Origin of the sequence: Actinomadura macrotermitis, assembly GCF_009604375.1 — a bacterium.
Lineage (GTDB): Bacteria > Actinomycetota > Actinomycetes > Streptosporangiales > Streptosporangiaceae > Spirillospora > Spirillospora macrotermitis.
In genome coordinates, this window is record NZ_WEGH01000001.1 from 425,714 (window position 1) to 447,597 (window position 21,884).

27 protein-coding genes are annotated in these 21,884 nt (G+C 74.9%); 6 read left to right on the forward strand and 21 right to left on the reverse strand.

The genetic code is table 11. From position 1 onward, the window contains the following. Positions 1-20: 20 nt before the first annotated feature. On the reverse strand, positions 21-683 hold the full coding sequence (locus ACRB68_RS01850; protein WP_153530556.1) for an enoyl-CoA hydratase-related protein: 663 nt from the start codon (positions 681-683) through the stop codon (positions 21-23). Positions 684-719: 36 nt separating this feature from the next. Further along, positions 720-1,175 carry a PaaI family thioesterase gene (locus ACRB68_RS01855; RefSeq protein ID WP_328593620.1) on the reverse strand — a complete coding sequence of 152 codons (456 nt, stop codon included), beginning with the start codon at positions 1,173-1,175 and terminating at the stop codon, positions 720-722. Between the two features lie 132 nt (positions 1,176-1,307). Between ACRB68_RS01855 and ACRB68_RS01860 the strand changes: the two genes are divergently transcribed. Beyond that, positions 1,308-1,877: a TetR/AcrR family transcriptional regulator gene (locus tag ACRB68_RS01860; protein WP_153530557.1), complete on the forward strand. Its 570-nt coding sequence runs from the start codon at positions 1,308-1,310 to the stop codon at positions 1,875-1,877. Positions 1,878-1,881: 4 nt separating this feature from the next. Here the strand turns inward: ACRB68_RS01860 and aroQ are convergent, their stop codons facing one another. The 10 genes from aroQ to ACRB68_RS01910 all read right to left on the reverse strand — a co-directional run bounded on the left by aroQ (position 1,882) and on the right by ACRB68_RS01910 (position 10,397). After that, positions 1,882-2,328, reverse strand: coding sequence for a type II 3-dehydroquinate dehydratase (gene aroQ / locus ACRB68_RS01865; RefSeq protein ID WP_153530558.1), 447 nt, complete (start codon positions 2,326-2,328; stop codon positions 1,882-1,884). A 117-nt stretch (positions 2,329-2,445) separates the two neighbouring features. Then, positions 2,446-3,522 (reverse strand): 3-dehydroquinate synthase, encoded by a 1,077-nt coding sequence (gene aroB, locus ACRB68_RS01870; protein ID WP_153530559.1) that lies wholly within the window; start codon positions 3,520-3,522, stop codon positions 2,446-2,448. Further along, on the reverse strand, positions 3,519-4,022 hold the full coding sequence (locus ACRB68_RS01875) for a shikimate kinase (protein WP_153530560.1): 504 nt from the start codon (positions 4,020-4,022) through the stop codon (positions 3,519-3,521). Before ACRB68_RS01875 ends, aroB begins: the two co-directional genes overlap by 4 nt. Further along, complete coding sequence (gene aroC / locus ACRB68_RS01880) at positions 4,019-5,197, reverse strand: chorismate synthase (protein ID WP_153530561.1); 1,179 nt, start codon at positions 5,195-5,197, stop codon at positions 4,019-4,021. Before aroC ends, ACRB68_RS01875 begins: the two co-directional genes overlap by 4 nt. An 82-nt stretch (positions 5,198-5,279) precedes the next feature. After that, positions 5,280-6,038 (reverse strand): phytanoyl-CoA dioxygenase family protein, encoded by a 759-nt coding sequence (locus ACRB68_RS01885; RefSeq protein WP_153530562.1) that lies wholly within the window; start codon positions 6,036-6,038, stop codon positions 5,280-5,282. A 43-nt stretch (positions 6,039-6,081) separates the two neighbouring features. Next, positions 6,082-6,687, reverse strand: a complete 606-nt coding sequence (locus ACRB68_RS01890) for a prepilin peptidase (protein ID WP_328593621.1) — start codon at positions 6,685-6,687, stop codon at positions 6,082-6,084. Positions 6,688-6,715: 28 nt separating this feature from the next. After that, positions 6,716-7,411 carry an SseB family protein gene (locus ACRB68_RS01895; protein ID WP_328593622.1) on the reverse strand — a complete coding sequence of 232 codons (696 nt, stop codon included), beginning with the start codon at positions 7,409-7,411 and terminating at the stop codon, positions 6,716-6,718. 78 nt (positions 7,412-7,489) lie between these two features. Further along, positions 7,490-8,599: a barbiturase gene (gene bar / locus ACRB68_RS01900; RefSeq protein WP_328593623.1), complete on the reverse strand. Its 1,110-nt coding sequence runs from the start codon at positions 8,597-8,599 to the stop codon at positions 7,490-7,492. Between the two features lie 101 nt (positions 8,600-8,700). Further along, positions 8,701-9,861: a CU044_5270 family protein gene (locus ACRB68_RS01905; RefSeq protein ID WP_153530564.1), complete on the reverse strand. Its 1,161-nt coding sequence runs from the start codon at positions 9,859-9,861 to the stop codon at positions 8,701-8,703. Next, complete coding sequence (locus ACRB68_RS01910) at positions 9,858-10,397, reverse strand: RNA polymerase sigma factor (protein WP_328593624.1); 540 nt, start codon at positions 10,395-10,397, stop codon at positions 9,858-9,860. The genes ACRB68_RS01905 and ACRB68_RS01910 overlap by 4 nt, the downstream gene beginning before the upstream one ends. Before the next feature lie 110 nt (positions 10,398-10,507). Between ACRB68_RS01910 and ACRB68_RS01915 the strand changes: the two genes are divergently transcribed. Beyond that, the gene (locus ACRB68_RS01915; RefSeq protein WP_153530565.1) at positions 10,508-10,933 is read left to right on the forward strand and encodes a hypothetical protein; all 426 of its coding nucleotides are present in this window, start codon (positions 10,508-10,510) and stop codon (positions 10,931-10,933) included. A gap of 10 nt (positions 10,934-10,943) precedes the next feature. Here ACRB68_RS01915 and ACRB68_RS01920 read toward each other — a convergent pair whose 3' ends face one another. Genes ACRB68_RS01920 through ACRB68_RS01940 form a run of 5 tightly spaced genes read right to left on the reverse strand, consistent with a single transcriptional unit; the run spans position 10,944 to position 15,711 of the window. Next, on the reverse strand, positions 10,944-12,110 hold the full coding sequence (locus ACRB68_RS01920; RefSeq protein ID WP_328593625.1) for a pyridoxal phosphate-dependent aminotransferase: 1,167 nt from the start codon (positions 12,108-12,110) through the stop codon (positions 10,944-10,946). Between the two features lie 22 nt (positions 12,111-12,132). Continuing rightward, entirely contained in the window at positions 12,133-12,738 is a 606-nt protein-coding gene (locus ACRB68_RS01925) for a response regulator transcription factor (RefSeq protein ID WP_328593626.1), read from the reverse strand. Next, the gene (locus tag ACRB68_RS01930; protein WP_235958700.1) at positions 12,735-13,946 is read right to left on the reverse strand and encodes a histidine kinase; all 1,212 of its coding nucleotides are present in this window, start codon (positions 13,944-13,946) and stop codon (positions 12,735-12,737) included. The genes ACRB68_RS01925 and ACRB68_RS01930 overlap by 4 nt, the downstream gene beginning before the upstream one ends. A gap of 38 nt (positions 13,947-13,984) precedes the next feature. Continuing rightward, positions 13,985-14,785: an ABC transporter permease gene (locus ACRB68_RS01935; protein WP_194293174.1), complete on the reverse strand. Its 801-nt coding sequence runs from the start codon at positions 14,783-14,785 to the stop codon at positions 13,985-13,987. Beyond that, on the reverse strand, positions 14,782-15,711 hold the full coding sequence (locus ACRB68_RS01940) for an ABC transporter ATP-binding protein (RefSeq protein WP_153530568.1): 930 nt from the start codon (positions 15,709-15,711) through the stop codon (positions 14,782-14,784). Before ACRB68_RS01940 ends, ACRB68_RS01935 begins: the two co-directional genes overlap by 4 nt. Positions 15,712-15,802: 91 nt before the next feature. On the opposite strand from ACRB68_RS01940, the gene ACRB68_RS01945 reads away from it, so the two are divergent. Beyond that, complete coding sequence (locus ACRB68_RS01945) at positions 15,803-16,594, forward strand: carbon-nitrogen hydrolase family protein (protein WP_153530569.1); 792 nt, start codon at positions 15,803-15,805, stop codon at positions 16,592-16,594. Between the two features lie 4 nt (positions 16,595-16,598). Here ACRB68_RS01945 and ACRB68_RS01950 read toward each other — a convergent pair whose 3' ends face one another. Beyond that, a complete protein-coding gene (locus ACRB68_RS01950; protein ID WP_153530570.1) occupies positions 16,599-17,237 on the reverse strand; it encodes an NAD(P)-dependent oxidoreductase in 639 nt (212 codons plus the stop codon). Between the two features lie 80 nt (positions 17,238-17,317). Between ACRB68_RS01950 and ACRB68_RS01955 the strand changes: the two genes are divergently transcribed. Both ACRB68_RS01955 and ACRB68_RS01960 read left to right on the forward strand, forming a co-directional pair. Continuing rightward, positions 17,318-17,893: a TetR/AcrR family transcriptional regulator gene (locus ACRB68_RS01955; protein WP_153530571.1), complete on the forward strand. Its 576-nt coding sequence runs from the start codon at positions 17,318-17,320 to the stop codon at positions 17,891-17,893. A 142-nt stretch (positions 17,894-18,035) separates the two neighbouring features. Then, the gene (locus ACRB68_RS01960; RefSeq protein ID WP_153530572.1) at positions 18,036-18,401 is read left to right on the forward strand and encodes a hypothetical protein; all 366 of its coding nucleotides are present in this window, start codon (positions 18,036-18,038) and stop codon (positions 18,399-18,401) included. On the opposite strand, the gene ACRB68_RS01965 is transcribed toward ACRB68_RS01960, so the two are convergent. Together ACRB68_RS01965 and ACRB68_RS01970 are read right to left on the reverse strand one after the other, a co-directional pair. Next, positions 18,398-19,792 carry an acyl-CoA synthetase gene (locus tag ACRB68_RS01965; RefSeq protein ID WP_153530573.1) on the reverse strand — a complete coding sequence of 465 codons (1,395 nt, stop codon included), beginning with the start codon at positions 19,790-19,792 and terminating at the stop codon, positions 18,398-18,400. The two genes, ACRB68_RS01960 and ACRB68_RS01965, sit on opposite strands and share 4 nt — an antisense overlap. After that, a complete protein-coding gene (locus ACRB68_RS01970; RefSeq protein ID WP_153530574.1) occupies positions 19,792-20,934 on the reverse strand; it encodes a CaiB/BaiF CoA transferase family protein in 1,143 nt (380 codons plus the stop codon). Before ACRB68_RS01970 ends, ACRB68_RS01965 begins: the two co-directional genes overlap by 1 nt. Before the next feature lie 43 nt (positions 20,935-20,977). On the opposite strand from ACRB68_RS01970, the gene ACRB68_RS01975 reads away from it, so the two are divergent. Beyond that, positions 20,978-21,526, forward strand: coding sequence for a uridine kinase family protein (locus ACRB68_RS01975; protein WP_153530575.1), 549 nt, complete (start codon positions 20,978-20,980; stop codon positions 21,524-21,526). On the opposite strand, the gene ACRB68_RS01980 is transcribed toward ACRB68_RS01975, so the two are convergent. Then, the gene (locus ACRB68_RS01980; RefSeq protein ID WP_153530576.1) at positions 21,523-21,867 is read right to left on the reverse strand and encodes a VOC family protein; all 345 of its coding nucleotides are present in this window, start codon (positions 21,865-21,867) and stop codon (positions 21,523-21,525) included. The genes ACRB68_RS01975 and ACRB68_RS01980 overlap by 4 nt on opposite strands. Positions 21,868-21,884 lie beyond the last annotated feature (17 nt).

Genomic DNA, 21,884 nt, shown 5'->3' on the forward strand with positions numbered 1-21,884 from the left:
CTACTGCTTACCCGTCCTGCTCAGAAGACGGGACCGCGCAGCGCGGCGAGGGTGCCGGCGTACATGTCGGTGCGGATCTTGCCGACGACCTTGCCGTCCTTGGGCGCCAGGGAGGCGGCGAGCTCCAGCGCGGCGGGCAGCACCTGGTCCTCGGCGGCGGTGCGCGCCACGATGCCGGCGGCCTGCGCCTCGGCGGCGGTGTAGCGGCGGCCGGTGAGCATCGCCTCGTGCGCGACCGGCGCGGTGAGGCGGGCCTGGATCAGCGCGCTCATGCCGGGCGTGAAGCTCATGCCGAGGTCGACCTCGGGCAGGCAGAAGTAGCCCCGGTCGGTGCGCATGACCGCGAAGTCGTGGGCGAGGGCGAGCATGGCGCCGCCCGCGAAGGCGTGCCCGTTGAGCGCCGCGACGGTCGGGACCGGCAGCGACAGGAACCGCGCGTACAGCGCGTTCACCGTGCGCAGGTACTCCTCGAACCGGTCCCGGTTGGCGCCGAGCCACTCCAGGTCCAGGCCGTTGGAGTAGAACTTGCCGGTGCCGACGGTGACCAGCGCGCCCGGGCCCTCGGTGCGCTCGACCTCGTCGAGCGCGACGCCGACGGCGTCGATGAAGTCGGGGTGGAAGCGGTTCTCGCCGGCGTCGAAGCGAAGGACGAACACATCGCCGTCGCGCTTGAGGTCGATCATGCAGGTCTCCTAGGTCCGAAGGTCGCTGCGCAAACCCTACTGACCGGTAGCCGGCGGGAAGACCATGCAGGTGGCCGTGCCGTGCGCGACCAGCTTGCCGTTCGCGTCGGTGATGCGCCCCTCGGCGGTGGCGACCCGCCGGCCGGCGTGCACGATCTTGCCCTCGCACAGCAGCCGGCCGCCGTCCAGCGGCACCGCGCGCACGAAGTTCACCTTCAGCTCCAGCGTGGTGTACCCGGCGCCCTCGGGCAGCGAGGTGTGCACCGCGCAGCTCATCGCCGAGTCCAGCAGCGTGGACAGGATGCCGCCGTGCACGGTGCCGAGCGGGTTGGCGAACCGCTCGCTCGGCTCCAGCCCGAACACCACCCGGCCCGGCTCCAGGGTCTCGGCGGTCATGCCGAGCAGGGCGCCGACGCCGATGCCCTGGGCGGCGCCCATGTTGATGAGCTCCTTGAGCTGCTCCAGCCCGGCGGTGCTCGTCTCGTTCGGCACGGCTGCTCCTCCTGTGTGTATGACGACCGTCATACGGCAGCTTTCCTATGACGACCGTCATACGGCAGCTTTCCTATGACGTCCGTCATAGTCAACCCACGGACCCTATGATGAATGTCATAATCACTGGTCATGGGGACCGACAGCCGGGAACGCATGGTGCGCAGCGCCGCCTATCTCTTCCGCGAGCGCGGGTACTCGGGGACCGGTTTCCGGGACGTGATCGCGCACAGCGGCGCGCCGCGCGGCTCGATCTACCACCACTTCCCCGGCGGCAAGGTGCAGCTCGCCGAGGAGGCGGTGCGCTACGCCGGGGAGTTCCTGAACGCCGGCATCGAGGCCGCCACCCAGGGCGAGGACGCCGCGGCGGCCGTGGACGCCTTCGTCGGCTGGTGGCGGCACGTGCTGATCAAGAGCGAGTTCCGGGCGGGCTGCCCGGTGGTCGCGGTCACCGTGGAGTCGCACGACGACGCGCCGCAGCTCGCCGCCGCCGCGGCGGCCGCGTTCGACCGCTGGGAGGACACCCTGGCGACCGGCCTCGGCAACGCCGGCGTCCCCGACGAGCGGGCCGCCCGGCTGGCCCGCCTCATCGTCGCCGCGGTCGAGGGCGCCACCGTGCTGTGCCGCGCGCACCGCGACGTCAGGCCGCTGGACGACGTGGTGGCCGAGCTGAAGGAGATGACCCGGCAGGCCGCCGGGTAGCGGGCTAGGCCTTCTCCTCGGCCAGCAGCTCGGCGACCGCCTGCAGCGCCAGCACGTAGGACATCATCCCGAACCCGGCGATCGTCCCGGTGGCGACGGCCGCCACCACCGAGGTGTGCCGGAACTCCTCGCGCGCGGCGGGGTTGGAGATGTGCACCTCCACCAGCGGCGCGGTGCGCTGGGCGAGCGCGTCGCGCAGCGCGTAGGAGTAGTGCGTGAACGCCGCCGGGTTCAGCACGATCGGGACGCGCTCGTCGGCGGCCTCGTGCACCCAGCGCACCAGCTGCGCCTCGTCGTCGGTCTGGCGGACCTCCACGCTGAGGCCGAGCCGGTGCCCGGTGTCGCGGCAGAGCGCGACGAGGTCGTCATAGGTGGTCGAGCCGTACACGTCGGGCTCGCGGGTGCCGAGCCGGCGCAGGTTGGGCCCGTTGAAAACGAAAACTCTATTCATTGCCTCGCCTCCGCTCGGCGGCTCGCGGCCTTCCTTGCGCGACGGCTTCCCTCGTCGCTCCGGTCGCAAGCCCCCTTCGCTCCTCAGTCCAGCCGCCGCGCGGCCGCTCGCGCTCGGTCACTTGGCGACCTTCCGGTAGGCGGCGGCGAGCAGGTCCTCGTCCGGGCCTTCCAGGCGGCCCGGCTCGGCGATGCCGTCCAGCACGACGAAGCGCAGGGTCGAGCCGCGCGACTTCTTGTCGATGGTCATCGCGGCGCGCAGCGCGGGCCACGCCTCGGCGCCGTAGGAGGTGGGCAGGCCGACCGAGGTGAGCACGGCGCGGTGCCGGTCGACCTCCTTCTCCGGAAGACGGCCGGCCAGGCAGGCCAGCTCGGCGGCGTAGACCATGCCGATCGCGACGGCGTGGCCGTGCCGGAACCGGTACTCCTCGGCCTTCTCGATGGCGTGCGCGAGGGTGTGGCCGTAGTTGAGGATCTCGCGGAGGCCGGCCTCCTTCAGGTCGGCGCCGACGACGCCGGCCTTGACCCGCACCGCGCGCTCGATCAGCTCGCGGGTGTGCGGGCCGTCGGGGCGGGCGGCGCCCTCGGGGTCGTCCTCGACCAGCTCCAGGATGCGCGGGTCGGCGATGAGGCCGGCCTTGACCACCTCGGCGAGGCCGCTGATGTAGTCGTCGCGCTCCAGGGTGACCAGGGTGGCCAGGTCGCACACCACGCCGGCGGGCGGGTGGAACGCGCCGACCAGGTTCTTGCCCTCGGGGATGTTGATGCCGGTCTTGCCGCCGACGGCCGCGTCCACCATGGCCAGCAGCGTGGTCGGGACGAGCACGGCGGGCACGCCGCGCAGCCAGGACGCCGCGGCGAACCCGGCCAGGTCGGTGGTGGCGCCGCCGCCGACGCCGACGACGGCGTCGGTGCGGGTCATGCCGAGCCCGGCGAACCGCGACCACAGGCCCGCCAGCACCGCGACGTCCTTGGCGGCCTCGCCGTCGGGCACCGGCAGCGCGTGCACGGTGTGCCCGGCCCGCTCCAGCACGCCGACGACCGGCCGGGCGATCTCGGGCAGGCCGGCGGCGTGCACCACCGCGACGGTGCGGGCGCGGTCGCCGACCATCGCCGGCAGCGCGCCGAGCACGCCGGTGCCGATCACCACGTCGTAGGGGTCGGGGCCCTCGACGCGGACGGTCACGCTCGTCATGCCAGTCCCCCGGCGATCTCCTCGGCGATCTCCTCGGGCTCGCGGCCGTCGGTGGCGATCCGCACCGCGGCGAGCCGCTCGTAGATCGGCAGCCGCTCCTCCAGGAGCTTGCGCAGCTGGCTGCGCGGGTTCAGCACCAGCAGCGGCCGCGCCGAGGCGAGCCCGACGCGCTTGACCGCCTCCGACAGCCCGACCTCCAGGTAGACGACATGGTGCCCGGCGAGCAGCTCCTGCGTCTCGGGCGCCAGGATCGCGCCGCCGCCGAGGGCGAGGACGCCCTCGTGCCCGGCGAGCGCGGCGGCGACGGCGGCGCGCTCCAGCTCGCGGAAGCGCTCCTCGCCGTCGTCGATGAAGATCTCGCCGATGGGCTTGCCCGCGGCGGCCTCGGTGTCGGCGTCGGTGTCGCGCAGCGTGACGCCGAGCCGGGCGGCGAGGGCGGCGCCGACGGTGGACTTGCCCGAGCCGGGCGGGCCGATGAGCACGACCAGCGGCCGGGTCATGTGATCTCCAGGCAGGACAGGTAGCCGCGCAGGTTGCGGGCGGTCTCCTCGGCGGAGTCGCCGCCGAACTTCTCCAGCGCGGCGTCGGCCAGCACCAGCGCGACCATCGCCTCGGCGACGACGCCGGCGGCGGGCACCGCGGTGACGTCGCTGCGCTGGTTGATGGCCTTGGCGGGCTCGCCGGTCTTGACGTCGATGGTGTCCAGCCGGCGCGGCACGGTGGAGATCGGCTTCATCGCGGCGCTGACCCGCAGCACCTCGCCGGTGGTCATGCCGCCCTCGACGCCGCCGGCCCGGTTGGTGCGGCGGCGGATGCCCTCGTCGGTGCGGTCGATCTCGTCGTGGGCGCGCGAGCCGGGGCGGCGGGCGGTGGCGAAGCCGTCGCCGACCCCCACGCCCTTGATGGCCTGGATGCCCATGAGGACGCCGGCGAGGCGGGCGTCCAGCCGCCGGTCCCAGTGCACGTGGCTGCCGAGGCCGGGCGGCAGGCCGTAGGCCAGGACCTCCACCACGCCGCCGATGGTGTCGCCGGCCTTCTTCAGCTCGTCGACGTGCGCGACCATCGCGTCGGAGGTCGCGGCGTCGAAGCAGCGGACCGGGCTCTCGTCCACGGCGGCCAGGTCGCCGGGGCCGGGCAGCAGGCCCTCGGGCGCCTCGATCTCGCCGAGGACGGTGACGTGGCTCAGCACCTCCACGCCGAGCGCCTGGCGCAGGAACGCCTTGGCGACGGTGCCGAGCGCGACGCGCGCGGCGGTCTCGCGGGCGCTCGCGCGCTCCAGCACCGGCCGGGCGTCGTCGAAGCCGTACTTCTGCATGCCGACCAGGTCGGCGTGGCCGGGCCGCGGCTGCGACAGCGGCGCGTTGCGCGCCTGCGCGGCCAGGACGTCGGGGTCCACGGGGTCGGCCGACATGACCGTCTCCCACTTGGGCCACTCGGTGTTGCCGACCTCGATCGCGATGGGCCCGCCCAGCGTCACGCCGTGCCGGACCCCGCCGAGGATCGTCACCTTGTCCTGCTCGAACTTCATCCGGGCACCCCGCCCATGCCCGAGCCGCCGGCGGCGCAGTTCCTCGGCGATGTCGGCCGAGGTCACGCGCACGCCGGCCGGAAGGCCCTCCACGATGGCGGAAAGGGCCGGGCCATGGGATTCCCCCGCGGTCAACCAGCGCAGCATGGGGACGATCCTATTGACTTCGCGGGCCCCGCCGCGCACGGGTCCCAGCCCCTGAGACCGGCACGGCCCGGCGCGGCGCGCGTCACCCGCCGAGGGCCCGGCGGATCGCCAGCTCCACGGGGGCGGGGTCGCCGGTCTCGGTGGCGGCGTGCAGCGGCGGCTGCGCCATGAAGCGCGGCGCCTTGCCCCGGTGCTTCTGCGCGGCGTGCACCAGGAAGGGGTGGCAGAGGTAGACGTCGCCCGCCCGGCCGGTGGCCAGGGCGACGGGGTGGTCCTCGGTGGCGGCGGCGGCGCGCTGCGACACCTCCATCATGGGCAGCCCGGCGGGCCCTTCGGGCTCCAGGATGCGGGCGACGTCCAGGTGCGAGCCGACGCGGACGCGGGTGGGCGCGTCGTCCTCGCCGACGTCGGAGAACAGGAACAGCAGCAGCAGGCGCCGCCCCTTGGTGTCGAGGTTGACGCGCCAGGACATGAAGTCGGCGGGGTCGTCACCGGGGAAGCTGGCGTCGATGTGCCAGCCGTCGTCGCCGGGTTCGTCGTCGCTCGGGAACCGCACCGGGAAGGTGCCGACGGCGCCGACCGGATACCAGCGGCCGGGACCGGCCAGCGCGTCGTAGGCGGCGCGCAGGGCGGGGGTGTTCGCGGCCTGCCGGAACGGCTCGTCGGTGTAGTGGCCGAGCCGGACGACCGGGTTCGTCCAGGTCGCGGGGTCCTCGGGGTCGCATCCGGTGTCCCGCCACAGGATCTGCCGGCACGTCTCGGCCAGTTCCGCGGCGAAGGCGCCGGGCAGCTTGACGAACCCGTCGGCGACGAAGGCGGCCACATCGGCGTCGTTGATCATGGTCTCAGCCTGCCGCGCCGGAGGCGGCGGGCGCCACCGGTTTTCATCCCGCGTGGAGGAAGACGCCGATCAGGGCGCCGAGCAGCATGAACGGCCCGAACGGGATGAACCCCTTGCGGTCGGCGCGGCGGCTGACCAGCAGCGCGATCGAGAAGACGCCGCCGGTGGCGAACATCGCGAACGTGCCGAGCATCCAGGCGGACGCGCCGTACCAGCCGAGGTAGAGGCCGAGCACGCCCGACAGCTTCACGTCGCCGAACCCCATCGCCTTCGGCATCGCGAACCACTGGACGGCGAACAGCGCCCACAGCGCCGCCATCCCGATCAGCGCGTGCGTGAAGCGGGCGCCGCCGCCGTCGGTGAACGGCACGGCGGCGCCGAGCAGCAGCGCGCCGATGACGTAGGACGGCAGCGTCAGCGGATCGGGCAGCCGCCGCAGCGCGATGTCCACGGCCGTCAGCAGCACCGACACGACACCCAGGTACAGCAGGGCGGGCAGCTCGGGGCGCGGGCCGATCCGCCCGCACAGCAGCGCCGCCACCGCGGCGCAGCCGATCAGGACCGGGACGGGGCGTGACCGCAGCGGCTCGGTCCAGTCGGCTTTCAGCGACCAGGGAGAGGTACGGGCAACGTCGGGGGGCGCGTCCACGGCGCCGACCCTACCGCCTGGCATCCGGCTAGCGGCGGATCACGTTCAGCTCGACGCCGCCGACGATGCGGCCGCGCAGCAGCTCGGCGAGCCGGTCCGACACCCGCTGGACGGTGGCGCGCTCGTCGTGCCCGGGCACGACCGCGAACCGGACGGCGAGCTCGGCGGACTCGCCCGCGGTGAGCCGCACCCCCGACACGCTCGGGTCGGCCCCGAACGCGGCCTCGATCGCGGCGAGCATCTCGGGGTCCTCGTGCGGCGGCGGCACCGGGCGGCCCTCGGCGAGCAGGTGCAGCCGCAGGCCGTCCACGGCGAACGGGACCGGCCCGGCCACGTCCACCACCAGCGCGTCGGCGCCCTCGTCCAGCGCGGCCCGGCACGCCTGCGCGGCGTGCACCGCGACCGGGCGGGCGTCGGGCCGCCAGGCCGCCATGGCCGCGGCCGAGGTGAAGCCGAGCAGGCCGCGGCGGCCGTCGGCGCCGGTCAGCGTCGGCACCGCCATGTCGCTGGACTTCTCCCGGCGCAGCTCACCGGGGGCCACCTGCTCCTCCTCGGTGAGCACCGCGACGACCGGCACCAGCAGCCGCGCTCCGGGCAGCTCCCGCAGCACGGCGTGCTCACCGGCCCGGCCGGCGGCGTAAGCCGCGAGCGCCTCGGTCAGCCGCGGGTCGGCGCCGCCCTCGTCGGCGGGGAACTGGGGCTGGGGAATGGTCTTTCCGGACACGGCACGAGGCTATAGCCTCCGCCGACCGCACCGGGCGATTATGCCGACACGGACCGTGATTACGGACGGGCCGCTTCGTCAGCCGCCGAGGTCGCTGATCGCGGCGACGGTGCCGCCGCCGGAAGGGCCCTGGTGGACCGCCGCGACCGACACGAACACCGCCGGGTCGCCGGTCACCGCCGCCGCGACGCCGCCGACGCACGCCTTGATCTGCCGGTGCCAGTGCACGTCGGAGTCGTCCAGCATGATGTTCCGGCGGCCGCGCACCCGGCCGGACGGGTCGGCCTCGCACTTGATGAAGACGTTGACCAGGCGCCCGTCCAGATCGCCCGGGTGCGGGCGGTCCGGCAGGTCCAGGCCGGACGAGCGGATCGCGTCCCAGATCCCGTCGGCGTCCAGCGCGTCGCGCATCACCCCGTGCCCGGCCCGGTACCGGCCGCCGACGCCGCGCGCGTTGCCGACCAGCACGATCTGCGCCCGGTCCAGCTCCACCCCCGACGAGCAGGAGGCGACCGAGGAGTACAGCGACAGGTCGCGGTGGATGCGCTCGGCGGACGGCGGCTCGATCTCGCCGAGCGCGACCGCGATGCCGAGGGCGGTGGTGGAGTTGGAGACGTCCATCGACGCCAGGGTGTCCTCGGTGACCACGTCATGGCCGCGCCGCCGGGCGTCGTTGATGGTGTCCAGCGTCAGCAGCGGCGTCTTGGTCTGCACGTAGTGCACGTCGGCGGGGTCGTCGATGCCGGCGAGCCGCATCGCCTCGCGGACCCCGGCGGCGACGGTCTCCACCATCGCCGGGCGGCCGATGTCCTCGGGCCTGATGACGTCGCTCATCGCCACCCCGACCGACAGCCGCGGCTCGCCGGTGCGCGGCGCGTCCGCCGGGTCGAGCGTGGCGAAGACGGTGGCGTGCGGGCTGAGCACGCCGTCGGTGCCGCCGGACCACACCAGCGGAACCCGCGCGACCTCCGCGGCGCCGCGGGTGCCCTTGGCGAGCAGCACCTCGCGGAACGCCCGGTCGGCCAGCAGCCGGGTGTAGTCGTTGACGCCGCCGTTGCCCTCGGTCTTGCCGACCACGGCCAGCACCCGGTCGGCCTCGAGCACGCCGTCGTCGATCAGCCGGGCCAGCCCGGAGGCGTCGGTCACGCTCTCGATGGGGATCTTGCGGACTTCGATCGGATCAGGCACGGCACGGCTCCCTTCCCCCGCGACGGTAACCGCCGTACGGCCAGGGTCTCATGGGCGAAATCCGCCCAAGCGGCCCCGGCCGTTCGGCAAGTCCGCCGGGTTCAGGGGCGGGCGCCCAGGGACCTCACCCAGCCCTCGGCCTGGATCGCGGAGGCGAGCATGCGCACCGGCGGGCCGTCCGGCTTCTCCGGCATGTACGCCTCGTGCCCGAGGTAGCGGGTGGTCGCGGGGTCGATGAGGTAGCGGTGCTCCCGCTTCTTGCCCTCCTTCTGCACGAGCGCGACCGCCGGGCGGCCGAGCAGGTCGGTGGTGTCCCTGACCAGGGTGATGCCGGGCTCGCCGGCCAGGATGCGGAAGAACGCGGCGCGGGTGCCGGGACGGGCCGCCCCCGACAGCAGGTTCGGCGCCATGGAGAACACCGTGTCGGTGTAGCTCATGCCGGTCCCGACGCCGTCGTGGCCCCTCGCCGCCTTCTCGTCGGAGTCGTGCCAGCGGTGCAGCAGGATCGTCAGGCTCCTCTCGTCGGCGGGCAGCTTGGCGATCTCCCCCGGGTCGTCGCGGCGCTGGCTCGCGGACGGCTTGATGTCGCGGAAGTCGTAGTTGTTGGTGTGCGGCTTGGCCGACCAGTCCTCCAGCTCCGGCGAGCCGAGCGCGCGCCAGGCGGCCTCGTCCGCGGCCGACCTGAAGGTGATCTTCCGGTCGATGCCGACGATGGTGCGGGCGAGGCCGGGCGAGCGCCGCGCGTTCCAGGAGTCCTGCGACTTGGTCACGTACGCGACGTGGAACGGCAGCAGCTTCGCCAGTTCGGCATTCCCGGTCGGCATGGCGCGCCTGGAACGCTTGCCGAGGAACCGGATCAGCGCCTGCTCGCGCTCGCGGTTGTAGTAGTAGGCGCCGGTGGTGAGGGGCGCCTTCTCCGCGGTGTGCGCGGCCGTCAGCAGGAAGGTCCGGGCGTCCAGCGGGGCCTGCGCGACGGTGGCGGGCCCGCGGTGGGACCCGCCACCGTCCCCGGCCGTCAGCACGGCCGCGCCCGCGGCCGCGACGCCGGCCGCCGTGACGCCCGCGATCACCAGGATCGGGCGGCGGGAGCGGGTGCGGGCCGGCCGGGGCTCGCGCCCCATGGTGTCCTGCATGGCGCGGGCCAGGTCGGTGTCGCGCCGCCGGCCGTGGATCTCGTCCGCGGTCCGCTCCAGCGCGGCGGGCTTCAGGGCGCGGAAGGCGTGCTCCGCGTCGGTGCGGTTCATCTTCGCTCCGAAGGTCATCGGGCCGCCTTCTCGGCGACCAGGGTGGGGTGGGGGGCGGCCGGGCCGGATTCCAAGGCCCGGGCGAGGCGCTTGCGGGCGCGGTGCAGCCGCACGAAGAACGCCGCCGCCGAGCAGCCGACGACCCGGGCGGCCTCGCGCGGCTCCAGCCCGTGCCAGGTGACCAGCGCCAGCACCTCCAGGTCGCGCTCGGACAGCGCCGCGACGGCCGCGAGCGCGTCGTGCCGCGCCACGACGTGGTCGGCGACGTCCCAGGCGGCCTGGTCCGCCGGGCCGCTCAGCGCCGCGATCCGCGCCGCCAGCACCTGCCGCCGCGCGCCCTTGTCCCGCTGCTTGTGCAGCAGGTTGCGGGCGACGCCGAGCAGCCAGGGCAGCGCCGGGTCGCCCAGGTCGTCCAGGCGGCGCCAGGCGATCAGGAACGTCTCGCTGGCGATGTCCTCGGCCGTGTGCGGCTCGGCGTGGGTGAGCGCGTACGCCAGCACGCGCCGGTGGTGCGCGTCGTACAGGGCGGTGAAGCGTCTCTCGGATTCGTCCACCGGGCCCTCCCGTCGGGGGTCGGGGTTGGTTGTCGTGAGGTAATCCCGACCCGGCCCCTGCGTTTACACTTCGGCACGGAAGATCCCAGAACGTGCCGGAGGAGCCCCATATGCAGCCGAGTCCCGGCGCGCCGTCCGTCCCCGAAGGCCGCGCGGCCGGCGCCGCCTGGCGCGCCCTGCCGAAGGAGACCCGCGCCGAGGTCCTGGCCGCCGAGGAGCCGATCGCCGACCCGGCGGTCCGGGCCGTCGCGGTCGGCTACGCCCGCACGGTCCTGGCCCGCTCGCCGCGCCGCCAGGCCCTGCCGCTCGCCGGCGCCACCCTGGCCGTGGTCGGGCTCGGCTCGCTGCTGGTCGCGCTGACGGGCCTCGGGGACTCGGAGCTCGCCCGGCTGCTGCCGATCTTCATCGCGGTGGCGATCCTGCTGTGGATGCGCAACCGGATGCGCGCCCGCATCCTCGGCCTGCTCCGCGTCGAGAAGCTGAACGCGCCGGCCACCGCCCCCGCCGAGCCGGCCGAGGCGCCGCCGGGCGCCTGAACCGCCGCACTCAGGGGCGCAGCGCCGCCAGCCGCCGCACCGCCTCGTCGATGACCTCGTCCTGCTTGCAGAAGGCGAACCGGACGAAGTGCGCCCCGGCCTCGGGGCGCTGGTAGAAGACCTGCGTCGGGATCGCCACGACGCCCGCCTTCGCCGGCAACTCCCGGGCCAGCGCCATGCCGTCGGTGAAGCCGAGCGGGCGGATGTCGGCCTGCACGAAGTAGGTGCCCTGCGGGCGGTAGGCGGTGAACCCGGCGGCCTCCAGACCGGTGATCAGCCGGTCCCGCTTGCCCTCCAGGGACTTGCGCAGGTCCTCCACCCAGGGCAGCTCGTTGCGCAGCGCGTACGCGGTGGCGTGCTGCCAGGGACCGCCGGTGGCGTAGGTGAGGAACTGCTTCACCGTCTGGACGGCCCGGACGTACCGCGCGGGCGCGGTGATCCAGCCGGTCTTCCAGCCGGTGACCGAGAAGGTCTTGCCGACCGACGACACCGTGACCGTCCGCTCGCGCATCCCCTCCAGGGTCGCGAGCGGGACGTGCTCGGCGCCGTCGAAGGTCAGGTACTCGTACACCTCGTCGGTGACGGCGATCAGATCGTGCTCACGGCAGACCGCCGCGATCGTCTCCAGCTCCGCGCGGGTGAACACGGTGCCCGCCGGGTTGTGCGGGGAGTTGACCAGGATCAGCCGGGTCCGGGGGCCGACGGCGGCACGCAGCTCGTCGGGGTCGAAGGTGAAGCGGCCCTCCACCGGGCGCAGCAGGACGGGCCGCAGCACCGCGCCCGCCAGCGCGACGGTCGCCGCGTAGGAGTCGTAGGTGGGCTCGAACGCGATGACCTCGTCGCCCGGCCCGGCGAGGGCGAGCACCGAGGCCGCGATGCCCTCGGTCGCGCCCACGGTCACGTAGACCTCGGTGGCCGGGTCGTAGGACAGGCCGTACCGGCCGCGCCGCTGCTCGGCGACGGCCTCGCGCAACTCGGGCAGGCCAGGGCCGGGCGGGTACTGGTTGAGGCCGCCCCGGATCGCCTCGACGGCGGTCTCCAGCATCGCCGGCGGCCCGTCGGAGTCGGGGAAGCCCTGCCCCAGATTGATGGCCCCGGTCGCCGTGGCCAGTGCGGACATCTCCGCGAAGATCGTCGTTCCGAAACCCTGCATGCGCGGTACCAGCGGCTCTCCCACACCCTCACCCTAACCGGGCGGATCAGACCCAGCCCATCTCGCGGGCGGCGCGGACGGCGGCGACGCGGTTGGACTCGCCGAGCTTGGCCATCGCGGTGGACAGGTAGTTGCGCACGGTGCCCTCCGACAGGTGCAGCAGGGTCGCGATGCGGGCCGTGTCGGTGCCCGCGCCGATCAGGCGGAGGATCTCGCGTTCGCGTTCGGTGAGGGGGTTGTCGCCCGCGGCCATCGCGCTGGCGGCCAGCTCGGCGTCCAGGTAGCGGCCGCCCGCGTGCACCTTGCGGATGGCGGCGGCGAGCTCCTCGGTGGGGGCGTCCTTGGCGACGAAGCCGCGGACCCCGGCGGCCATCGCGCGGCGCAGGTAGCCGGGGCGGGCCAGGCTGGTCAGCATGCACACCGCGCAGCGGGCGCCGGCGTCGCGCAGCCGCTCGGCGACGGTGAGGCCGTCGGCGCCGGGCATGTCGATGTCCAGGACGGCCACGTCGGGGTCGTGCGCGGCGACCGCGGCGGCGACCTCGTCGCCGCGGCCGACCTCGGCGACGACGGTGAGGTCGTCCTCCAGGCCGAGCAGCGCGGCGACCGCGCCGCGGATGAGCCGCTCGTCGTCGGCGAGCAGGACGGTGATCACGCGGGGCTCCCGGCGGGCACCGGGTCCGGCACCGGGACGGTGGCGCGCAGCAGGAACCCGTCGCGGCCGTGCCGCCGCGCGGTCAGCGTGCCGCCGACCACGGCGATCCGCTCGGTCAGCCCGGCGAGGCCGGTCCCGGGGTCGGCGGAGGCGCCGCGCACCCCGTCGTTGTCCATCTCCAGCACCACGCCCCCACCGTAGGGGGTGAGGGTGATCGCGCAGCGGCGGGCCTCGCTGTGTTTGATGATGTTGGTGGCGCCCTCGCGGATCACCCAGGCCAGCACGGCGCGCGCCTCGGCCGGCAGCCCGTCGGGCAGCGGACCGGTCTCGCAGCGCACCCCGGCGGCCTCCAGGACGGCGCGCACCCCGGCGAGCTCGGCGTCCAGCTCGACCGCGCGGTAGCCGCGGACGGCGGCGCGCACCTCGCGCAGCGCGTCGCGGGCGGCGCGGCGCACGTCGGCCATCTCGGCGCGGGCGCGATCGGGGTCGGCCTCGGCGAGCCGGATGGCCAGCTCGCTCTTGACCGCGATCAGCGACAGGCTGTGCCCGAGCAGGTCGTGCAGGTCGCGGGAGAAGCGCAGCCGCTCCTCGGTGACCGCGACGCGGGCGAGGGCCTCGCGGGCGGCGTGCGCCTCCTGGTGCAGGTCCCACATGCGCCGCTGGTAGCGGTTGATGTAGATGACGAACGCGCTGACCGCGGTGTAGATCGCGAACATCACGGGCGCGGCCCACCAGGGCCGGGTGCCGCCGTCGCCCCAGTGCGGGGCGGCGGCGGTGCCGACGGCGGTGACGACCGCGGAGGTGCCGAGGCAGAGCGCGGCGAGCCGGCGCCGGTCCATCGGGGACAGCGCCAGGGCCGAGGACCACACCAGCGGCACCGTGCACCACAGCGGGTTGCTGAACATCATCAGGGTGAGCGCGAACGCGACGGCGCCGCTGGCCAGCACGTCGCGCCGGGTCACGCCGCCGCCGAGGGCCCGCTTGACGAGCCGGTGGTAGCACCAGCCCATCACCACCAGCCCGGCCAGGCCGGCGACCAGCAGCGGCACGCCGATCCTCCCGTCGCTGTAGGGCTGGATCAGGGCGGCCAGGCACGGGCCGAGGAAGCCCGCCCCGGCGAACAGGAACGAGCGGTAGGTCACCTGGCGGTAGTTGCTGAGCCGCCGGGCGTCCCTGGCCTCCAGTTCGGCCGACGTCGCGGTGTCCATGGGTGGGTTTCCTCCTGTTCTGCCGCAGCGTAGCGGGGTCAGCCGCGGCGGGGTTCCCAGCGGAACCAGCGGGCGGCGAGCCAGCGCCCGATGCCGAGCCAGACGGCGAGGACGGCGAAGGAGCGCGCGACCGCCGCCCAGCCCCCCAGGAACCCGACCTCGGGATGCGTGCCGTGCGCGAAGTGGTCCTGGCCGAAGTAGCCGGTCCGCACGATCTCCACGACCGGGCTGAGCGGCACCCACCGGGCGGCCTCCTGCGCGGCCTGCGGCAGGGCCTGCAGGGGGAACATCACGCCGGCGCCCATCATGCACAGGAACATGATCGGCACGGCGGTGAGCTGGGCCATCTCGCTGGTGGGGGTGACCCCCGACAGCGCGAGCGCCAGCAGCGCGAACACCGCGGCGCCGAGGACCATCCCGGTGAGCATCAGCAGCGGGTCGGCCGGCGTCCGGCCGCCGAACGACGCGGCGAGCACGACCAGCAGTCCGAGCGCCTGGACCAGGTACAGGACGGCGGCCAGCAGCACGCTGCCGCCGAGGATGGTGCCGTCGGCGAGGGCGGTGCCGCGCAGCCGCTTGAGGGTGAGGTCCTCACGGCGGGCGGTGAACACCGTCACCAGGTTCATGAACACCGCGAAGACCAGGAAGAAGCCGAGGTAGCCCGAGCCCTGCAGCAGGGCGACGTCCACGCCCTCCGCCTGCTCGCCCCGCATCGGGGCCAGCAGCACGGCGAACATGACCGGCAGGCCGGTGGCGGTGAACAGGGCGTTGCGGTTGCGCCACAGCAGGGTCAGGTCCAGGCGGGCGACGCGCAGCAGCCCGGTCGTCGTCTCGTTCACAGGGCGGCTCCTTCGGCGGTGCGCAGGAAGACGTCTTCGAGGGAGGCGCTGCGGGCCTGCAACCCCTCCAGCGCGAGGTCGCGTTCGTCGGCCCAGCGCAGCAGCGCGTGCAGGGCGTGCTGCAGCCGCGCACCGGTGACGGCGTAGGTGACGACGGCGCCGCCGCCGTCCACCGTGATGCCGGGCGGGCCGCCGCCGGGCAGGGGCGGCAGGGCGGCGGCCGGCAGGGCGGCGGGCAGCGTGAAGACGATCCGGTCGCCGTGCCCGGCCAGGACGTCCGCGACGGTGCCGGTCAGCGCGATCCGGCCGCGGTGCATCATCGCCAGCCGGTCCGCCAGCCGCTCGGCCTCCTCCAGGTAGTGGGTGGTGAGCAGCACGGTGGTGCCGCCCGCGACGACGTCGCGGACGATCCGCCAGGTGGCGTGCCGGGCCTCGGGGTCCATGCCGGCGGTCGGCTCGTCCAGGAACAGCACCCGGGGGCGGCCGAGCAGCGCCAGGGCCAGGTCCAGGCGGCGTTTCTGGCCGCCCGACAGCTGCCGGACCCGCACGCCGGCCCGGTCGGCCAGCCCGGCGAGGGCGAGCGTCTCGTCGCGGCCGCGCGGGCGGCGGGTGAAGCCGCGCCAGTGGCCGACGGTCTCGGCGACGGTGAGGTCGGCGAAGAAGCCGCCCTCCTGGAGCATGATCCCGATCTGCGGGCGGACGGCGCGGCGCTCGCGGTACGGGTCGTGGCCGAGGACCCGGACGGTCCCCGACGAGGCGGCCTGGAACCCCTCCAGGGTCTCCAGGGTGGTGGTCTTGCCGGCGCCGTTGGTGCCGAGCAGCGCGAACAGCTCGCCCGCGCCGACCTCGAACGACACGCCCGCGACGGCCTCGAAGTCCCCGTAGCCGCGGTGCAGATCGGTGACCCGGATGGCTGGTTCGTCCATGCCCTCAAGCGTGCCGACCGGCCGCGCGGCCCGGTAGAAGCCGCTGTCAGCGGATCGTGATGACAGATGTCATCCCGTGCACAATGGGGTCATGCGCGTAGCCCTGTGCCAGATCGAGGTCGGCGACGATCCCCAGGAGAACCTGCAACGCATGCTGGACGCGCTCGCCGGCGCGCCGGAGGCCGATCTCGCGGTCTTCCCCGAGGCGTCGCAGGTGCGGTTCGGCAACGAGCTGGCCCGGTTCGCCGAGCCGCTGGACGGGCCGTTCGTCACCGCGCTGCGCGACGCGGCCCGCACGCACCGCACCGCCGTCATCGCCGGGGTGTTCGAGCCGGCCGGCGACGGCCGCGTGCACAACACCGTCGTCGGGATCGAGGCGGACGGCGCGCTGGCCGGTTCCTACCGCAAGCTGCACCTGTTCGACGCGTTCGGCGACCGCGAGTCCGAGGACGTGGCGGCCGGTGACGAGCCGGTCGTGCTGGACCTGGCGGGCACCCGGATCGGCGTCGTCACCTGCTACGACGTGCGGTTCCCCGAGCTGGCGCGGGCGCTGGTCGACCGGGGCGCGCAGATCCTGGCGATCCCGGCGGCCTGGGCCCAGGGGGTGTTCAAGGAGGAGCACTGGACCACGCTGATCCGGGCCCGCGCGATCGAGAACACCACCTGGGTGGTCGCGGTGGACAAGGCGCCGGACCGGTCCCGGCCGCCGCGCGGCGCGCCCGGCGGGGTCGGGCGCAGCCAGCTCATCGACCCGATGGGCGTGGTCGTGGCCGACCTCGGCCCGCACCCGGGCGTCCGGGTCGCCGAGCTGGATCCGGCGGTGACCGGCAAGGTCCGGGCGCTGGTGCCGTCGCTGGCGCACCGGCGCCGCGACGTGCTCTGACCGCTCAGCCGGCCACGCAGACGACGTGGCCGACGTTGCCGGTGCCGGGCGCCAGGTCCAGCAGGGCGGCGGCGAGGTCGGCGCGGCGGATGGTGCGGCCGCCGCGCACGTTCCGGTCGACCGTGCTGCGGTAGGCGCCCTTGGCGGGGCCGTTCAGCAGGCGGGGCGGGCGGACGATCGTCCAGTCCAGGCCGGAGGCGCGCACCAGTTCCTCGGCCCTGCGCAGGTCGGTGAAGTTCTCCTTGAGCACCCGCTGGAGCAGCGGCTTGAACACGTAGCGGGTGACCGGGCCGTCGCCGGAGTCGGCGGCGAGGCCGCTCGCGCTGACCAGCAGCAGCCGGGACGTCCCGGCCGCGCGCATGGCCTCGATCAGACCGCGCGCGCCGTCGGTGCAGATCGTGGTGGGCGCGCGGCCCTCCCGTGTCCCGAGCGCGGTGATGACGGCGTCGCGGCCCTGCACGTGGGGGGTGAGCGCGGCGGCGTCCCGGACGTCGGCGGTGACCACTTCGGCGCGGTCGCGCAGGCCGGCGGGGAGCTTGGCGGGGTCGCGCACGATGGCGGTGACCTGGTGTCCATCGTCCAGCGCGCGCTGGACGACCTGCACGCCGGTGCCGCCGGTGGCGCCGAGGACGGTGAGCTTCATCGGGTGCCTCCCGTAGGGGTGAGTAAATGTTCACTCACCCCTAGGATGGGTAAGCATCCACTCACCTGTCAAGGGGGCACATGAACGCGCGCGAGCGGATCCTGGACGCGGCGGCCGAGATCATGCGGAGCCAGGGCGTCGCCCGGGCCACCACCAAGGAGATCGCCCGCGCCGCCGGCTGCTCGGAGGCGTTGCTGTACAAGAACTTCCGCGACAAGAACGAACTGCTCGCACAGGTGCTGAAGGAGCGGATGCCGCCGTTCGGCGAGACGCTCGTCCCCGGCGCGGCGACGGTGGAGGCCAACCTGGTCGCGACGGTGCACGGCGCGCTGCGCTTCTACCAGCGGGCCTTCCCGATGATGGCGTCCATGGCGGCCCAGCCCGCGCTGATGGCCGCCACCCGCGACGCCATGCGCGAGCTCGGCACCGGCCCGCACATGCCGCTGCGCGGGCTCGAGTCCTACCTGGCCGCCGAGCGCGACCTCGGCCGGGTCGCGGCGGGCGCCGATGTCGGCGCCGCCGCCGCGCTGTTGCTCGGCGCCTGTTTCCAGCAGGGCTTTCTGCGGTACGTGTCCGAAGGGCCCGAGGGCGACGAGCTCCCGGAGTCGGCCGCCGCCGCACTGGTCGGCACGCTGCTGCCCGTGCTGCTGCCCTGACGGCCGGCGTCCCATGACGCGCCGGGACGGGGCGTCGGCGCTGGTCACCACGGGTGCGCCGGATCCGCCCGCGCGGATACCGTGCGGCCGGGCTCACTCTCGGTGATAATTCAACTCCGTCGAGGAAGGGACCGCAACGAGCATGGAGCCGGCACCGTTAGAGGCCGCTGCCGAGGAGCCCCCCGCGGGGGTCCCGGTCCTGGAGTACCGCGGCGACCCGGCCGCGGTGTGCGCGTTCGTCGCGGCGCAGGCCGCCCGGCACGGCGTGATCGGCAACCGGGCGGCGCTGCTGGTGATCGCCGCCGGTGAGGTCGCGGCCGGGCTCGGCGCCGCGGGCCGGGGCGCGACGGTGCGGGTGTGGCCGGAGGGGGCGGCGCTGGTCTGCCGGGTCCAGGCCCCGGACGGGCGGCCCGCGTCGGTGCTGCCGGACGGCCTGACGGCCCGGCTCGGCGACCGCGTCCAGGTGTCGGCGGCGGGGCCGGTCACCACGATCCGGCTGGCGGGCTAGCCGAGCCTGGACTTCACCACCTTGCCCATGGCGTTGCGCGGCAGCGACTCCACCAGCCGCACCTCGCGCGGGCGCTTGTGCGCCGACAGCGTCGCGGCGACGAAGGCGATCAGCTCGTCCGCGCCGGCGCCGTCCGCGACCACGTAGGCGGTGACCTGCTCGCCGAGGTCGGCGTGCGGGGTGCCGACCACCGCGGCCTCGCGCACCGCCGGGTGCGCCAGCAGCGCGTTCTCCACCTCGCCGGCGCCGATCCGGTAGCCGCCGCTCTTGATCAGGTCGGTGGAGGCGCGGCCGACGACGCGGTGCCAGCCGTCCGGGCCGATCACCGCGATGTCGCCGGTGCGGAACCAGCCGTCGGGGGTGAACGCCGCCGCGGTGGCGTCGGGGCGGCCGAGGTAGCCGCCGAACATCATCGGGGCGCGGACGTGCAGCTCGCCGGGCGTCTCGCCGTCGTGCGCGACGGGCGCGCCGTCCTCGGCGGCCAGGCGCGTCTCCACCCCCGGCAGCGGCAGGCCGACGTGCCCGGGGCGGCGCTCGCCGTCCGCGCGGGTGCTGACGGTGATCAGGGTCTCGGTCATCCCGTACCGCTCGATGGGCCGGTGCCCCGACCGCGCCTCCAGCCGCTCGAACACCGGCACCGGCAGCGGCGCGCTGCCCGACACCAGCAGCCGGGCGCCGCGCAGCGCCCCGGCGGCGGCGGGGTCGGCCGCGATCCGCGACCACACGGTGGGGACGCCGAAGTACAGCGACCCGCCGGCCGCCGCGTACGCCTCGGGGTGCGGGCGGACGGTGTGCACCAGCGGCGACCCGACGCGCAGCGGGCCGAGCACGCCGAGGACCAGGCCGTGCACGTGGAACAGCGGCAGGCCGTGCACGACGGTGTCGGCGGCCGTCCACGCCCACGCCTCGGCGAGCGCGTCGAGGCCGGCGGCGATGGCGGCGCGGGAGATCAGCACGCCCTTGGGCGGGCCGGTCGTGCCGCTGGTGTAGAGGATCAGCGCGGTCGCGTCCGGGGACGGCTCGGCGTGCGCGAGGGCGCCGTCACGGGGCAGCGCGTCCACCGGGACGAGCGGCGGGTCCTCCTCCCCCGGCTCGTACGCGCCGCGCGCGGCGAGCAGCAGCCGGGCGCCGGAGTCGCCGAGGATGTGGGCGCGCTCGGCGGGCCCGGAGTCGGGCGGCAGCGGCACCACCGGCACCCCGGCCAGCAGCCCGCCGAGCACCGCCGCGACGGTCTCGGCGGAGGCGGTCGCGTGCACCGCGACGGCCGGGGCGCCCTGGATCTCGGCGGCGACCGCCGACGCCCAGTGCAGCAGCTCGCCCCGGGACAGGACGCGGTCGCCGATCCGCACCGCCGCGGCCTGGTCGGGTCCCGCGCCGCCGAGCAGCTCCATCACTCGTCCTCCTCCAGCCAGGCCATGACCGCCGCGGTGTGCTCGCCGAGCAGCGGCGGCGCGGTGTGCTCGCGCGCGGGGGCGCCGTCGAACCGGATCGGCGGCCCCGGCAGCTCGATCCGGCCGAGCTCGGGGTGGTCGACCTCCACGACGAGCCCCTGCGAACGGGTCTGCGCCCATTCGTACACCTCGTCGATCGAGCGGATCGACCCGGCCGGGACGCCCGCCGCGTCCAGCCGGGCCAGCCACTCGGCGCGGGTGCCGCCGGCCAGCGCCTTCTCGATCTCGGCGGTCAGCTCCGCGCGGCGCGACGCCCGGTCGGGGATCGTGGCGTAGCGGGGGTCGTCGGGATCCAGGCCGGCCAGCGGCGCGAACCTGCGCCACAGGCCCTGGTTGGCCACGCCGATCTGCAGGACGCCGTCGGCGCAGGCGAAGGTGCCGTAGGGGGCGATGGACGGGTGATCGTTGCCGACCGACTCGGGGACGTCCCCGGCGACCGTCCAGCGGGTGCCCTGGAACATGTGCGCGCCGACCACCGAGGCCAGCAGCGAGGTCCGCACGACGCTCCCGCGCCCGGTGCGGGTCCGCTCGTACAGGGCGGCGAGCACGCCGGCGACGCCGTTGCCGGCCGCCAGGATGTCGGCGATGGACAGGCCGACCTTGCTCGGCGTGCCGGGCGGCCCGGTCACGCTCATGATCCCCGCCTCGCCCTGCACGATCGCGTCGTAGCCGGGCCGGCCGCCCTCGGGGCCGTCGTGCCCGAACCCGGTGATCGACAGGATCACCAGCGCCGGGTTCAGCTCGTGCAGCCGCGCGACGCCGAAGCCGAGCCGGTCCATGACGCCGGTCCGGAAGTTCTCCACCAGCACGTCGGCGCGCTCCACCAGCCGGGTCAGCACGTCGCGGCCCGCGGCGGACTTCAGGTCCAGCTCGACGGACTCCTTGTTGCGGTTGACCGACAGGTAGTAGGTGCTGACGCCGTCCGCGAACGGCGGCCCCCAGCCGCGCGTCTCGTCGCCGGTGCCGGGCTGCTCGACCTTGATGACGCGCGCGCCGAGGTCGGCGAGCGTCATCGTGGCCTGCGGCCCCGCCACCACCCGGCTGAGGTCCACGACCACGACGCCGTCGAGCGGTCCGGGCATGGCCGCGCTCCTTCCCTGGATGACTCCCTGGAAGTATGCCGGTATGCCCGTACCGCCGATCATCCGCCCGGCGCTCGCCGCCCGGGTGGCGGCGCTGCCGCCCTCGTGCGGGCCGGTGCGCCTGGTCGCGGTGGACGGGCCGAGCGGCGCGGGCAAGTCGACGTTCGCGCGGGCCCTCGCCGCCGCGCTCGGCGACGTCCCGCTGGTCGGCTCCGACGACTTCCGCGTCCCCTGGGACGCCGACCCGCTCACCTGGTGGGAGCCGCTGCGGCACGCCGTCCTGGACCCGCTGGCGCAGGGCCGGCCGGGCCTGCTGCGCCGCTACGACTGGCGCCGCGACGCCTACGGCCCCGCCGAGCGGATCCCGGTCGCGCCCGCCCTCGTCCTGGACGGGGTCGGCGCCGCCTGGCGCGGGTCGCCGGCCGCGCTGCGGATCTGGATCGACGCGCCCCGCGCGGTCCGGCGCGCCCGCGCGCTCGCCCGCGACGGCGCCGCCCACGCCGCCGCCTGGGACGGCTGGGCCGCGCGCGAGGCGGCCCACTTCGCCGCCGACCGCACCCGCGAACGCGCCGACATACGGCTCCGCGGTTAGCGGTGCTGCACCACGTTGATCACGCGGCCGTTCGGGTCGCGGACGAAGAACCGCCGCACGCCCCACTCCTCGTCCCGCAGCGAGTACACGATCTGCGCGCCCCGGGCCGCGAGGGCCGCGTGCACCGCGTCCACGTCGTCGACCTCGACGCTGATGTCGGCGTGCTCGGCGGGGTCCTCGGAGGTCATGAAGGAGACCTGGGCCGTCGGGTTGGACGGCGAGGCGAGCGTCATCACCCAGCCCAGGTTCATGACCTCCTCGAACCCGAGCAGGCCGTAGAAGTCGCGGCTCTCCTCCAGGGACTCGGAGCGGATGTTCGGCACGGCACGGCGGATCGTCATGGGTCCGACCGTAGCGG

Excerpts from the sequence above, each read along its gene's own strand:
- ACRB68_RS01965 (WP_153530573.1), bottom strand. The coding sequence starts at position 19,792 with ATGGAGCTGCTCGGCGGCGCGGGACCCGACCAGGCCGCGGCGGTGCGG.
- aroC (WP_153530561.1), bottom strand. The coding sequence starts at position 5,197 with ATGCTGCGCTGGTTGACCGCGGGGGAATCCCATGGCCCGGCCCTTTCC.
- ACRB68_RS01960 (WP_153530572.1), top strand. The coding sequence starts at position 18,036 with ATGGAGCCGGCACCGTTAGAGGCCGCTGCCGAGGAGCCCCCCGCGGGG.
- ACRB68_RS01975 (WP_153530575.1), top strand. The coding sequence starts at position 20,978 with ATGCCCGTACCGCCGATCATCCGCCCGGCGCTCGCCGCCCGGGTGGCG.
- ACRB68_RS01980 (WP_153530576.1), bottom strand. The coding sequence starts at position 21,867 with ATGACGATCCGCCGTGCCGTGCCGAACATCCGCTCCGAGTCCCTGGAG.
- ACRB68_RS01940 (WP_153530568.1), bottom strand. The coding sequence starts at position 15,711 with ATGGACGAACCAGCCATCCGGGTCACCGATCTGCACCGCGGCTACGGG.
- ACRB68_RS01875 (WP_153530560.1), bottom strand. The coding sequence starts at position 4,022 with ATGACCCGGCCGCTGGTCGTGCTCATCGGCCCGCCCGGCTCGGGCAAG.
- ACRB68_RS01955 (WP_153530571.1), top strand. The coding sequence starts at position 17,318 with ATGAACGCGCGCGAGCGGATCCTGGACGCGGCGGCCGAGATCATGCGG.
- aroQ (WP_153530558.1), bottom strand. The coding sequence starts at position 2,328 with ATGAATAGAGTTTTCGTTTTCAACGGGCCCAACCTGCGCCGGCTCGGC.
- ACRB68_RS01905 (WP_153530564.1), bottom strand. The coding sequence starts at position 9,861 with ATGACCTTCGGAGCGAAGATGAACCGCACCGACGCGGAGCACGCCTTC.
- ACRB68_RS01970 (WP_153530574.1), bottom strand. The coding sequence starts at position 20,934 with ATGCCCGGACCGCTCGACGGCGTCGTGGTCGTGGACCTCAGCCGGGTG.
- ACRB68_RS01885 (WP_153530562.1), bottom strand. The coding sequence starts at position 6,038 with ATGATCAACGACGCCGATGTGGCCGCCTTCGTCGCCGACGGGTTCGTC.
- ACRB68_RS01930 (WP_235958700.1), bottom strand. The coding sequence starts at position 13,946 with ATGGACACCGCGACGTCGGCCGAACTGGAGGCCAGGGACGCCCGGCGG.
- ACRB68_RS01950 (WP_153530570.1), bottom strand. The coding sequence starts at position 17,237 with ATGAAGCTCACCGTCCTCGGCGCCACCGGCGGCACCGGCGTGCAGGTC.
- ACRB68_RS01860 (WP_153530557.1), top strand. The coding sequence starts at position 1,308 with ATGGGGACCGACAGCCGGGAACGCATGGTGCGCAGCGCCGCCTATCTC.
- ACRB68_RS01915 (WP_153530565.1), top strand. The coding sequence starts at position 10,508 with ATGCAGCCGAGTCCCGGCGCGCCGTCCGTCCCCGAAGGCCGCGCGGCC.
- ACRB68_RS01850 (WP_153530556.1), bottom strand. The coding sequence starts at position 683 with ATGATCGACCTCAAGCGCGACGGCGATGTGTTCGTCCTTCGCTTCGAC.
- ACRB68_RS01945 (WP_153530569.1), top strand. The coding sequence starts at position 15,803 with ATGCGCGTAGCCCTGTGCCAGATCGAGGTCGGCGACGATCCCCAGGAG.
- aroB (WP_153530559.1), bottom strand. The coding sequence starts at position 3,522 with ATGACGAGCGTGACCGTCCGCGTCGAGGGCCCCGACCCCTACGACGTG.